The following is a 12,427-nucleotide window of genomic DNA, read 5'->3' as shown; positions in this document are numbered from 1 at the left end:
GTGGTGGGATCGGGCGCTGCGCTTCCCCGGGTTCGTCGTGGTCGCCGTTCCTGCCGGGTTCCTGCCGGGTTGGAGTGGGGCGGGGGTGTTGGGGGCCTGTCGTGGTCAGGGGGCCTGGTCGAGGAGGGCGCGGAGGAGGGTGGGGACGGCCTCGGGGGCGTCGACGTGGATGTCGGCGGCCTCGATGAGGGCGTGGCCGCTCTCCGCGTTGGCCACGGCGACCCGCACCCCCACGAAGTCCGGGTCGGCCTCCTCGCGGGCCGTCAGGGCGGCGAACGCCCGGAGGTCCGCGACGTCGTCGCCGAAGTACCAGGCGCAGCTGTGGCCCTCGGTCTCCTCGCGCAGGACGCTGCCCTTGTCGCGCTGGCCGGGGGGCTTGAGCTCCACGACCATGCGGCCCGCCTGCAGGCGCAGGCCGAGCTCGCCGGCGCGCTCCTTGCCCCACTGCTCGACCTCGGGGCCGAGGTGGGGGGCGTTGCGGAAGTGCACGGCGACGGACAGGCGCTTGTACTCCACCCGGGTGCCCGCCGGCAGCTCCGCCCGGGCGCGGTCCGCCAGGTCGCTCATGACCTGCACGAACGGCGCGGCGCTCGGGTCGGTCTCGACCAGGCCGCCGGGCCGCTGGACCTCCAGGCCGTAGAGGCCGAAGACCGCCACGTCGGGCAGGGCCGCGAAGCGCTGGCGGAGGAAGTCCGCGGGGCGGGCGGAGACGATGACGACCTTGCCGAGGCGCCGGTTGACCTCGGCGAGGACCTCGACGATGCCGTCGGCCGGGTGCACCGTGTCGGGATCTTCCTGGATCGGGGCGAGGGTGCCGTCGAAGTCGAAGAAGAAGGCGCAGTGCCCGGCTCGCTCCGCGGTCAGCTGGAGGATGGCCGCGCGGGACCGTGCAGTGTCAGGGGCCGCCATATCCTCAGCGTACTGAACATTTCGCGTTCCGTGTGGGGAGCGGGGCGTACCTCACAAGCGGGGCAATCAACGACTCGATCTAGTGGATTTTGCTTGCAGCGGTTAGCGTCTGTGCTGTGGCTAGGGGTTTTCCCGGCCATCCGAGGCCCGGACCGAGCGATCCATGTGAAGCCACGGGGCCAAGCACCCGACCCCGTGCGGGCGTCGGAGGACGCGAGTGCGGGCGGCGAGGTGCCCGTCCCCGGAGATCCCGTGACCGTTCGCCGCAGTCCCTCTGATTCCACTCCCGCTCCCCGCAGCCGCGCGGCCAAGGCACAGCCGGTGGCCGACGCGGTCGCGCCGGTCAAGCGCACCCGCAAGAAGGTGGAGCCCGCCAAGGCGGAGTCCGCCAAGGCCGAGTCCACCAAGGCTGAGGCCCCGCGCCGCACCTTCGTGCTGGACACCTCGGTGCTGCTGGCCGACCCGGGCGCGTTCCTGCGCTTCGGGGAGCACGACGTGGTCCTGCCCCTGGTCGTCATCTCCGAATTGGAGGGCAAGCGGCATCATCCCGAGCTCGGTTACTTCGCGCGGCGTTCGCTGCGGTTCCTGGACGACCTGCGGGCCAAGCACGGCCGGCTCGACCTGCCGCTGCCGCTGACCGACGCCGGCGGCACGCTGTGGGTCGAGCTCAACCACGCCAATCAGAACGTGCTGCCGGCCGGCTTCCGGGCCGACACGGACGACGCGCGCATCCTGGCGGTGGCCCTCGCCCTCGCGGCCGAGGGCAAGGACGTCCTGCTGGTCACCAAGGACATGCCGCTGCGGGTCAAGGCCGGCTCGGTGGGTCTGGCCGCGGACGAGTACCAGCCGGGTCCGGCGACCAACCAGAGCTACACGGGCATGGTCGAGCTCGGCATCGCCGAGGACGAGGTGAAGCGGCTCTACGCCGGCGAGGCGATCGACCTCGACGGCGCCGGGGACCTGCCGGTGCACACCGGTCTGGTGCTCACCTCGCAGAACGGCTCGGCCCTGGGCCGGGTCGGCTCGGACAAGTCGGTGCGGCTGGTCCGCGGCGACCGGGAGGTGTTCGGCGTGCGGGGCCGCTCCGCGGAGCAGCGCATCGCGCTGGACCTGCTGCTGGACGAGTCGATCGGCATCGTGTCGATGGGTGGCCGGGCCGGCACCGGCAAGTCCGCGCTGGCTCTCTGCGCGGGCCTGGAGCAGGTCATGGAGCGCCGCAAGCACAAGAAGGTCATCGTCTTCCGTCCGCTGTACGCGGTCGGCGGCCAGGAGCTGGGTTACCTGCCCGGCGACGCCGCCGAGAAGATGTCGCCCTGGGCGCAGGCGGTCTTCGACACCCTCGGCTCGCTGGTGCACGACAACGTGATGGAGGAGGTGGCGGCCCGCGGCATGCTCGAGGTCCTGCCGCTGACCCACATCCGTGGCCGGAGCCTGCACGACGCCTTCGTGATCGTCGACGAGGCCCAGTCGCTGGAGCGCGGCGTGCTGCTCACCGTGCTGTCCCGCATCGGTAGCAACTCGCGGGTCATCCTGACCCACGACGTCGCTCAGCGTGACAACCTGCGAGTCGGCCGGCATGACGGCATCGCCTCGGTGATCGAGGCGCTCAAGGGGCATCCGATCTTCGCGCACGTGACCTTGACCCGGTCGGAGCGTTCACCGATTGCCGAGGTTGTCACGGACCTTCTGGAGGACCTCCCGTTCGAGCGGTAACTTGAGCAAAAGAGTCCTAATTGTCACGTGATTAGAATCACAGAAGGTACCATTTGGGTTCTCACCCGCGAATGCACTAGGCGATGGTGGGGAACGAGCGCGTGACGCCAGGCATCTCGGCATCAGGCGCTCACGGTGCGTCACCGGCCCGGGCGGGTGTCCCGCGCAAGCGAGCGGACACCCGCCCGGGCCGTGCACCGAGTCATGTCCCCGACGAATGGATACCTTCGTGATCCGGCTGTGGCAGCGGGTCGGCAAGGTCAGGGCCCTCGCGGTTCTCGTGCTGGTTGCGGGACTCGCCGGCGGTTTGCTGATCGCCAACCGACAGACCCAGCACAACGCGACGGCGGAGCCGGTCAAGGCCGCCGACGCCGCCTCCCTTCCACGGGCGTCCGCGAGTTCGTCGGGCGCGCCGGCCTCGTCCGAGCAGGCCGCCGCGCAGAGCAAGGCGCAGGACGCCGCGTCCGCCGCCGCCGCGCAGGCCAAGGCCGCCGAGGACGCCGCGAGGAAGAAGAAGGAAGAAGAGGCGAGCCGCTCCACCCGCCCCGCCGGGGAGCCGTCGTATCCCGCCCCTGCTTCCTGCGGCGTGTACACCGGCAACAAGAACACCGGCTGCACGCTCATGGTTGCCGCCGGCTTCGCGCTCGGCCAGATGCCCTGCCTGGAGAAGCTCTGGCAGAAGGAGAGCGGGTGGAACCCCCTGTCCCACAACAAGAGCAGCGGGGCCCACGGCATCCCCCAGGCGGTGCCCGGCGACAAGATGGCCGCGTATGGCCCGGACTGGTACAAGGACCCGGCGACCCAGATCAAGTGGGGTCTGAGCTACATCAAGAGCCGCTACAAGACGCCGTGCGGCGCGTGGGGTCACAGCCAGAGCACGGGGTGGTACTAGCCATGGATGTCGTGAGTCTGTTGTGGCAGCGGGTCGGCAAGGTCCGGGCCATCGTCGCGCTCGCGCTGGTCGCGGCCCTCGTGGGTGGCCTGGTCGTCGCCAACTGGGACAGCGGCAAGCCGGTCGAGCCGGTCAACACCGCCGCCGACGCCGCGCTCCCGCGGGCTGGCAGCCCGTCGGAGGCCGGCAGCCCGTCGCAGGCCGCGAGCTCGGCGGCCGCCAGCACCGAGGCGCAGAGCAAGGCGCAGGACGCCGCCTCGGCCGCCGCCGCGCAGGCGAAGGCCGCCGAGGACGCCGCGCGCAAGAAGAAGGAAGAAGAGGCGAGCCGCGCCACCACGCGCACCCTGGGCCCGCCGACCTACGCGATCCCCGCCGAGTGCGACGTGTACAAGGGCAAGAGCGACAACAAGTGGCGTGGCTGCGGGCTCACGATGGCCGCCGGTTTCGGGTTCGACCAGATGTCCTCCTGCCTGGAGAAGCTCTGGGACAAGGAGAGCCACTGGACGACCACGGCGAAGAACAAGAGCTCCGGGGCGTATGGCATCGCCCAGGCGCTCCCGGGGTCGAAGATGGCCTCGATCGCCAGTGACTGGTCCTGGAATCCCGAGACGCAGATCAAGTGGGGCCTGAGCTACATCAAGGGCCGCTACAAGACGCCCTGCGCGGCCTGGTCCCACAGCCAGTCCACAGGCTGGTACTGAAACCGGCGCAAACCCGCCACCACCGGGAAGACGGGTGGCGGGTTTTCCCCGGACCTGTTACCACAATGGCGTGACTCTCGACGGGACCCGTGATTCCGACCCCACGCGCTTCGGCACGGAGGCGTTCTACGCCTCCGTCGGCCGGGCCTTCGTGGCCATGTGCGCGGTCGTGCCGGTGCTGTTCGCCGTCGAGTTCTTCGACCAGCTGTTCGACGACCGGCTCCAGCAGGACGGCGGGATCAGACCGCACCGGCTCGACGGGCTGGACGGCATCGTGTTCTCCCCGTTCCTGCACGTCGACTACGAGCACGTGCTGGCCAACAGCATCCCGCTGATCCTGCTGGGCACCTTCGTCCTCGCCGCCGGGACCACCCGGTTCCTGCTCACCACCGCGTTCATCGCGGTCGTCGCCGGCGTCGGCGTCTGGTTCATCGGCGACTCCGGCTCGGTCGTGGTCGGCGCCAGCGGCGTCATCTTCGGCTACCTCGGCGTGATCCTGATGCGCGGCGTCGTCGAGCACAGCTGGTGGCACATCGCCGTCGGCCTCCTCATCGGCCTGTTGTACGGCTGGCAGATCATCGGGGTCCTGCCCGGTGAGCAGGGGGTCTCCTGGCAGGGGCACCTGTGCGGGTTCATCGGTGGTCTCGTCGCCGCGGTGCTGTTCCGGCGGCGGCGACCGCGACGCACCGACGATCCTCTGGCCATCGGCACCGATGCCGCATAGCGTTCCCGTATGCGGGAAGTCGATCTGGCCATCGTCGGCGCGGGACCGGCCGGCCTCTTCGGTGCGTACTACGCCGGCTTCCGGGGGCTCAGCACGGCGGTGATCGACGCGCTGCCCGAGCCGGGCGGTCAGGTCACCGCGATGTACCCCGAAAAAATGATCTTCGATGTCGCGGGCTTCCCGGGCATCCGCGGCCGGGACCTGGTCGCCAACCTGGTCGAGCAGGCCGACCAGTTCCATCCCCAGTACCTGCTGGGGGTGCGGGCCGAGGACCTCTCCTACGACGGTGAGCAGCCCGTGCTGACGCTGTCCGACGGCACCGTCCTGCGCTGCGGCGCCGTGCTCATCACCGGTGGCCTGGGCAGCTTCACCGCCCGCCCGCTGCCCGCCGCCGTCGGGTTCACCGGCACCGGCCTGGTCTTCTTCGTGCCGCACCTGGCCGACCTCGCCGGGCACGACGTGGTCATCGTCGGCGGCGGCGACTCCGCGTTCGACTGGGCCCTGGCCCTGCAGCCCATCGCCAGGTCGGTGACCCTCGTGCACCGGCGGGAGAAGTTCCGGGCGCACGCCTCCACCGTCGCCCGCGCGCAGGCGCTGCCGATCGAGATCATCGTCAACGCCGAGGTGACCAGGATCCACGGCGACGGCCACTGCACCGGCGTCGAGGTCGCGGTCCGCGGCGCCGAACCGCGGACACTGCCCGCGGACTCGATCGTGGCCGCCCTCGGCTTCACCGCCGACCTCGGCCCCCTGGCGGACTGGGGCCTCGAGCTGGACAAGCGACACATCAGGGTCGACTCGACCACCGCGACCAACCTGCCGCGGGTCTTCGCCGCGGGTGACATCAGCGAGTACCCGGGCAAGGTCCGGCTGATCGCGGTCGGTTTCGGGGAGGCGGCGACCGCCGTCAACAACGCCGCCGTGATCATCGACCCGGCCGCCCACCTCTTCCCCGGGCACTCGTCCGACAACGGATGAGCAACTCCTCAATAACCTGAGGGCACCGCCGATCTGAGATGCGTGGTGGGCGTCCGTCTCCAGGTGTTCGGGGTGGTGCTGCTCGGCCTGCTGGTATCGGGCGGGGCGGGGCTGCTGATGCACCGCGTCGAGATGGACAACGCCGGGCAGGCCCTCGACCGGCGGGTCGCCGCGGCGCAGGAGTCGGTGGCGTCCACCGCCCAGCGCTACGTCGACGCGGTGCAGCTGACCGCCGGCAGCCTGGAGGCCCTGCCGAAGATCGACGCCGCCTCGTTCACCACGGCCACCGCGCCGCTCGGCCAGCTGTGGCTGCCCGGGGCGACGTCCATCGACCTCGTCGTCTCGGTGCCGGACTCCTCGGTCGCGGCGGCGCAGGCCGACTGGCGGGCGCTCGGCGCGGCCGGGCTGACGCTGCGCGGCACCGCCGGGGTCGGCCGCCACTACTTCACCGTGCTGCAGCGGACGCTCGGCGAAGGCGCGGGCCCGGGCGCGGGCGCGGACGCCGGCGACGTCGGGCAGGACCTGACCGGGTCGGCGGAGGCGTCCGCGGCGCTGGAGCGGGCCGGGCGCATCGGGCTGCCCGCCATCTCCGACCCGTACGTGCTGCCGCGCGACACCGGCCTGCCGCCGCAGGACCGGCAGCAGTCGGTGGTGCTCCTGCAGCGCGTCGTCGACCGGGTCACCGGTGAGCTGCGCGGCTTCGTCCAGATGACGGTGCGGATGCAGGACTTCTTCGTCGACACGATGCTCCAGCCGTCCCGCGAGCTGCTGGACGTGACGCTGTCCGCCCTCGACGGCAGCGGGTGGCAGCCGATGGCCCGCATGGAGCGCCACGACGCCGGCGCGGGCGACCTGCGCCGGACCGTCCTCGTGCAGGTCGCCGACCAGCAGTGGCAGCTGGCGGCCGGCACCGACGGCACGGCCCTGATCGGCGCCGACGGGCACCTCGACGAGGGCATGGTGTTCGGCGGTCTCGCGCTCACGCTGGTCACCGCGCTGCTGGTGTACACCCTCGCGACGTCCCGCCGCCGGGCCGAGGACCGGGTCACCCAGGCCACCGCCGACCTGCGGCACCAGGCGACCCTGCTGTCCGCGGTGATGAACACGATCGGCGACGGCGTGGTGGTCTTCGACCCGGACGGGGCCGCGGTGTGGGTCAACCCGACCGCGCGCGGGCTGCTCGGCCACGACATCGACCGCCACCCGCCGGCCGAATGGCCCGAGCTGCTGGAGGCGTACGAGGCGGACGGCGTCACCCCGTACCAGTTCCGCGCCCTGGTCCGCCAGCAGGTGGAGTCGCAGATCGAGCTGGTGGTGCGGGGCCGGCGGCTCGACGTGCGGCTGCGGACCCTGGTCGGGCAGGACGGCGCCGGCGGCGCGGTCGCCGTGCTGCGCGACGTCACCGAGCTGCACGAGGCCGACGAGAAGGTCCGCGCCTCGGAGGAGCTGCTCCAGCTGCTGCTGGACGGCGCCCGCGACTACGCCATCTACATGCTCGACCGGCAGGGCGTGATCGAGAGCTGGTCCGGCAACGCCGAGCGGCTCACGGGGTACCGCGCCGACGAGGCCATCGGCCACTCCTACGGGATGTTCTTCACCGCGGAGGAGGGCGCCGCAGGGGTGCCGCGGCGCATCCTCGACCAGGCGGCCGAGCACGGCCGGGTCGAGATCGACGGCCCGCGCGTGCGCCGCAACGGCAGCCGCTTCTGGGCGCACGGCCTGCTCACCGCCGTGCGCCACCCCGACGGGACGGTCCGCGGCTTCGTCAAGGTCAGCCAGGACATCACCGAGCGCAAGACGGCCGAGCGGGCGGTCGAGCAGCTCAACGCGGAGCTGGAGGTGCGCGTCGCGGAGCGCACCGCCGACCTGCGGGAGGCCAACGCGGAGCTGGAGTCCTTCTCCTACAGCGTCTCCCACGACCTGCGGGCGCCGCTGCGGGCCGTCGACGGCTTCGCCAAGATGCTCGCCCTGGACCACGGCGACGCGCTCGACGAGCAGGGCCGGCGGTACCTCGCCCGCATCCGCGCCGGTGCCCAGCACATGGGCGACCTGATCGACGGGCTGTTGGCCTTCTCCAGGCTCCAGCGGCAGGAGATGGCGAGCCTGCGCGTCCATCTCGACCAGCTGGTCGCCGACGTCTGGGAAGAGCTCGGCGTGGAGCGCGGCACCCGCGACATCACGCTGTCGGTCGGGGACCTGCCCGACGCGCAGGGCGACCCGCGGCTCATCCGGCACGTGGTGGCCAACCTGGTCGGCAACGCGGTGAAGTACACCCGCGACGTCTCGCCGGCCAGGATCGAGATCGGGCACCGGGTGGGGCCGCTCAGCGGCGAGGTCATGTACTACGTCAAGGACAACGGTGCCGGCTTCGACATGCGCTACGCCGACAAGCTGTTCAAGGTCTTCCAGCGGCTGCACCGGGCCGAGGACTACGAGGGCACCGGCATCGGGCTCGCCCTCACCCACCGCATCGTGCTGCGGCACGGCGGTCAGATCTGGGCCGACGCGGTCCCCGGCGAGGGCGCCACGTTCTACTTCACCCTTCCGGCTTACGAAAACACCGGACACACCGGACACATGCTGTTGGAGGTGGGCGGGTGAAACCGCTGTCCAATAGGGTCCTGCTCGTCGAGGACAACCCCGACGACCTGGAGCTCGCCCGCCTCGCGTTCGAGCGGGGCAGGTTCGCCCGCAACGTCGACGTGGCCCGCGACGGCGCCGAGGCCCTCGACTACCTGTTCGGCCCGGCCGCCGCCGACCCGCCGCAGGTGGTGCTGCTCGACATCAAGCTCCCGCTGGTCGACGGCATCGACGTGCTGCGCCGGGTCAAGGCCGACCAGCGCACCCGGCACATCCCGGTCGTCATGCTGACCTCGTCCGCGCAGGACCGCGACCTGCACGCCTGCTATGAGCTCGGGGCGAACAGCTACATCGTCAAACCCGTCGACATGGAGCAGTTCATGGCAGCGGTCAACAGCATCGGCCTGTACTGGCTGGGCCTGAACCTGACCGATGCGCACTCATGAGAATCCTGCTCCTGGAGGACAACCCCGACGACGCCGAGATGCTCGTGTTCGAGCTGCGGCGGGCCGGGTTCGCGCCCGTGTGGCAGCGGGTCGAGTCCGGCGCGGACTTCCAGGCCGCCCTGGAGGATCCCGCCGGCCCGCCCGAGGTGATCCTCGCCGACTACGCACTGCCGCAGTTCAACGCCCTGGAGGCGCTGCACATGCTGCGCACCGGCGGCTACGACATCCCGGCGATCGTGGTCAGCGGCGCGATGAGCGAGGAGTCGTGCGTCGACGCGCTGCGCCACGGCGCGGTCGACTACCTGCTCAAGGACCGGCTGAGCCGGCTCGGCTCGGCCGTGCAGCACGCCCTGTCGCAGCAGCGGCTCGCCGCCGACCAGCGCCGCGCGGAGGAGACGTTCCGGGCCGCGTTCGACCACGCCCCGGTCGGCATGGCCGTCACCGACCTCGACGGTCACGTGCTGGAGGTCAACCAGGAGCTGGCCCGCATGACTGGCCTGCAGCCCGCGCAGCTGCTGCTCGACATGGTCCTCGAGGAGGACCGGCCGATCGTCGCGGACAAGATGAAACGGCTCGTCGCCGGCGAGGCGGAGAAGGTCAGCAAGGAGCTACGGCTGTGCCGCTCCGACGGCGCGCCGCTGTGGGGCCAGTACTCGGCGTCGCTCATCGGCGCGGGCGGCGGCGGGCAGCACGGCGGCGATCAGCGGGCGCACCACGTCGTGCACCAGATCGCCGACGTCACCGACCGCCGCCGCGCCGAGGAGGCCCTGCAGCGGCAGGCGGCGAAGCTCGCCCGCACCAACAGCGACCTGCAGGAGCTCGACCGGCTCAAGAGCGAGTTCGTCGCCACCGTCTCCCACGAGCTGCGCACGCCGCTGACCAGCATCCGCGGCTACACCGAGATCCTCGCCGACGCGCACGCCAGCTCCCTCGGCGCGACCGAACGCAAGATCGTCGGCATCATCGACCGCAACGGCCGCCGCCTGCTCGACCTCATCGAGGACCTGCTCACGTTCTCCCGGATCGAGTCGGGCACCCTGACGCTCACCGTCGGCCCGGTGAAGGTCAAGCACATCATCGACGCCGCGTGCGAGGCGATCCGGCCCTCGGTCGAGACCGCCGGGCTGACCATCACCACCGACATCGACGAGCACATCCCGGTCGTGCAGGGCGACGGCGACCAGCTCGAACGGGTCGTGCTCAACCTGCTGACCAACGCCGTCAAGTTCTCCGACCCCGGCGGCGCGATCACCGTCACCGGCCGGGAACGCGACGGCGAGGTGGTCGTGTGGATCCGCGACACCGGGGTCGGCATCCCGGAACACGAGCAGGGCATGCTCTTCACCCGCTTCTTCCGCACCGCCGACGCCCAGAAGCGGGCGATCAAGGGCAGCGGCCTGGGCCTGGCGATCAGCAAGGCGATCGTGGAGGCGCACGGCGGCTGGATCGCCCTGGAGTCGATCGAGGGCAGCGGCACCACCGTCGGCTTCGGCGTCCCCACGCCGTAACGCGGTGCCTATCCGGCGGTCAGGTTGGTCCGCCGGACGAGCAGCCACACCGAGAGCAGGGCCACCGCGGCGAGTGCGAGGTAGCCGCCGCCGACGATCAGGTGGAACTCGGGGATCCGGCTGCCCGGTTGGTACAGGATGTGCTGCTGGAGCTGGTTGTCGGCGAAGCAGGCGAACTCCGTGCCGGCGCCGTTGCCGGGTGGGCAGAGGCGCTCCAGCTCGGCGCCGGTGAGCCCGTGCCCGGACGCGTCGAACGCCCCCGACGGCCGGTCGCCACCGCCGTAGGTGATGATGCCGCCGCTGACGACCAGGGCGTTGTCGCGCAGCACGCCGTCGTCCGGCGCGCCGATCTGCCGGTCGAAGGCCAGTGGCTTCATGAGGGTGGGATACCGGTACTGCACGAGCAGCATCAGCCCGATGAACCCCGCGATGACACCGAACACGGCCGGCAGCGTGCGGCGCAGCGCCGCGCCGAGCGCGGCGCCGATCGCGAACCAGCAGAAGCTGATGGCGAGCGGCAGCATCCCGGTGTTCACGAACGTCTCGTGCTGGAACATGCTGGTGGGCGCGAGGTTGGACACCACGTGCTCCAGGTGGTCGGCGGTGCCGGCCACGGCCGCGGTCACGACCGCCACGAACAGGCCGAGCAGGCTCAGCTTGGCCCACAGCCAGCGCGTGGGGGAGACGTCCTGGCCCCAGGCCAGCACCAGGGTGCCCTGCTCGTGCTCCCTGGACAGCACCGGGACGCCGATGAACACGCCGATCAGGATCGGCATGAACTGCACCACCCTGGACAGGGCGATGAGCGTCCGGTTCAGGGCGCCGTTGCCGTCGAGCCGGTGGCTCTCCGGGGAGTTGTCCGGGCACCGCATGTTGTGGCACTGGTGCCACAGGTCCGTCAGCTCGGCGGACAGGTAGGTCATCCAGCCGACGAGGACGGCGGCCAGGACGAGCGTGCCGATGACGGCCCAGCGGTGCTGGCGCCAGGTCAGCCAGATCAGGCCGGCCGTGAGGCCCGGACCTTCGCGGCGGCTCGCGGTGACCGGTGCGTCGGTGACCAGGCTCATGCTGCTGCCTCCAGGTGCGGATGGGACCCGGCCGACGCCTTGAGGTAGGTCAGGATCAGCTCGTCCAGGGTGATGGGCTGGGTCGTCCAGCCCGGCGCGACGACCGGCGGCGCGTCGGGTCCGCCCGGCTGCCGCACGACGAACGTGGACTGCCGGTCGGTGTGCTGCGCCTGGACGACCACGCCGGGGCCGGGCGGCAGGTCCGCGCGCGGCCCGGTGACCCGCACGTGGCAGTCGAGCAGGTCGTCAACGTCGCCGGTCAGCACCGCCCGGCCCGCGTCGAGCAGCAGCAGGTGGTCGCCGACGCCGCTGAGCTCGGCGATGATGTGGGTCGACAGCATGACGGTCATGTCGCCGTCGGCGGCCTCGGCCATGAGCTCACCGGTCACCTCGGTGCGGGCCAGCGGGTCGAGGTTGGCGAGGGGCTCGTCCAGCAGCAGCACGGCGGGGCGGGAGCCCAGGGCGACCGCGAGCGCGACCTGCGCCCGCTGCCCGCCGGACAGCCTGCCGCAGCGGCGGTCCAGCGGGATGGCGAAGCGCTCCAGCCAGGACAGCGCCCGCCGCTGGTCCCACACCCGGTTGGTGGCCCGGCCGAAGCGCAGCATGTCCGCGACGCTGAAGTCGCGGTACAGCGGCTTGTCCTGGGCCAGGATCGCGACCCGGCTCCCGGCCGGCCCGCCCCCGTTGGCGGACCGGCCCTTCGTCACGGGCCGGCCGTCGACCAGCAGCGACCCGGAGGTCGCCGGCAGCAGGCCGCTGATGATGCTCATCAGCGTCGACTTGCCCGCGCCGTTGGCCCCGACCAGCGCGATGATCCGGTTGGCCGGCAGCTGGAAGGAGCAGTCCCGCAGCGCCCACACGTTGCCGTAGCGCTTGCTCACGGCCCGGGCCTCGACGGCGGTCATGCCG

The 12,427-nt window shown here is 71.6% G+C and carries 11 protein-coding genes; 8 read left to right on the top strand and 3 right to left on the bottom strand.

What is annotated here, in order from left to right; all coding sequences use genetic code 11:
* Positions 1–105: 105 nt before the first annotated feature.
* Positions 106–909 carry a trehalose-phosphatase gene (otsB, locus tag Dsi01nite_RS21840; protein WP_203848073.1) on the bottom strand — a complete coding sequence of 268 codons (804 nt, stop codon included), beginning with the start codon at positions 907–909 and terminating at the stop codon, positions 106–108.
* Positions 910–1,230: 321 nt separating this feature from the next.
* On the opposite strand from otsB, the gene phoH2 reads away from it, so the two are divergent.
* The 8 genes from phoH2 to Dsi01nite_RS21800 all read left to right on the top strand — a co-directional run bounded on the left by phoH2 (position 1,231) and on the right by Dsi01nite_RS21800 (position 10,451).
* A complete protein-coding gene (gene phoH2, locus Dsi01nite_RS21835) occupies positions 1,231–2,622 on the top strand; it encodes an RNA 5'-3' helicase PhoH2 (protein ID WP_373318804.1) in 1,392 nt (463 codons plus the stop codon).
* Positions 2,623–2,851: 229 nt separating this feature from the next.
* Positions 2,852–3,514, top strand: coding sequence for an aggregation-promoting factor C-terminal-like domain-containing protein (locus tag Dsi01nite_RS21830; RefSeq protein ID WP_239136072.1), 663 nt, complete (start codon positions 2,852–2,854; stop codon positions 3,512–3,514).
* 2 nt (positions 3,515–3,516) lie between these two features.
* Positions 3,517–4,215, top strand: coding sequence for an aggregation-promoting factor C-terminal-like domain-containing protein (locus tag Dsi01nite_RS21825; protein ID WP_203848070.1), 699 nt, complete (start codon positions 3,517–3,519; stop codon positions 4,213–4,215).
* A 70-nt stretch (positions 4,216–4,285) separates the two neighbouring features.
* Positions 4,286–4,939, top strand: a complete 654-nt coding sequence (locus tag Dsi01nite_RS21820; RefSeq protein WP_239136071.1) for a rhomboid family intramembrane serine protease — start codon at positions 4,286–4,288, stop codon at positions 4,937–4,939.
* A gap of 9 nt (positions 4,940–4,948) precedes the next feature.
* Positions 4,949–5,917: an NAD(P)/FAD-dependent oxidoreductase gene (locus Dsi01nite_RS21815; RefSeq protein WP_203848069.1), complete on the top strand. Its 969-nt coding sequence runs from the start codon at positions 4,949–4,951 to the stop codon at positions 5,915–5,917.
* A 45-nt stretch (positions 5,918–5,962) separates the two neighbouring features.
* The gene (locus Dsi01nite_RS21810) at positions 5,963–8,518 is read left to right on the top strand and encodes a PAS domain S-box protein (protein WP_203848068.1); all 2,556 of its coding nucleotides are present in this window, start codon (positions 5,963–5,965) and stop codon (positions 8,516–8,518) included.
* Complete coding sequence (locus Dsi01nite_RS21805) at positions 8,515–8,943, top strand: response regulator (RefSeq protein WP_239136070.1); 429 nt, start codon at positions 8,515–8,517, stop codon at positions 8,941–8,943. Before Dsi01nite_RS21810 ends, Dsi01nite_RS21805 begins: the two co-directional genes overlap by 4 nt.
* The gene (locus tag Dsi01nite_RS21800; protein ID WP_203848067.1) at positions 8,940–10,451 is read left to right on the top strand and encodes a sensor histidine kinase; all 1,512 of its coding nucleotides are present in this window, start codon (positions 8,940–8,942) and stop codon (positions 10,449–10,451) included. Before Dsi01nite_RS21805 ends, Dsi01nite_RS21800 begins: the two co-directional genes overlap by 4 nt.
* 8 nt (positions 10,452–10,459) lie before the next feature.
* On the opposite strand, the gene Dsi01nite_RS21795 is transcribed toward Dsi01nite_RS21800, so the two are convergent.
* Positions 10,460–11,518 (bottom strand): ABC-2 membrane transporter-related protein, encoded by a 1,059-nt coding sequence (locus Dsi01nite_RS21795; RefSeq protein WP_203848066.1) that lies wholly within the window; start codon positions 11,516–11,518, stop codon positions 10,460–10,462.
* Positions 11,515–12,423: an ABC transporter ATP-binding protein gene (locus Dsi01nite_RS21790; RefSeq protein ID WP_203848074.1), complete on the bottom strand. Its 909-nt coding sequence runs from the start codon at positions 12,421–12,423 to the stop codon at positions 11,515–11,517. Before Dsi01nite_RS21790 ends, Dsi01nite_RS21795 begins: the two co-directional genes overlap by 4 nt.
* Positions 12,424–12,427 lie beyond the last annotated feature (4 nt).

The organism is Dactylosporangium siamense (assembly GCF_016862795.1).
Lineage (GTDB): Bacteria > Actinomycetota > Actinomycetes > Mycobacteriales > Micromonosporaceae > Dactylosporangium > Dactylosporangium siamense.
Note: the sequence above shows the minus strand (reverse complement) of the source record. Positions and strands in the feature narration are given on the sequence as shown.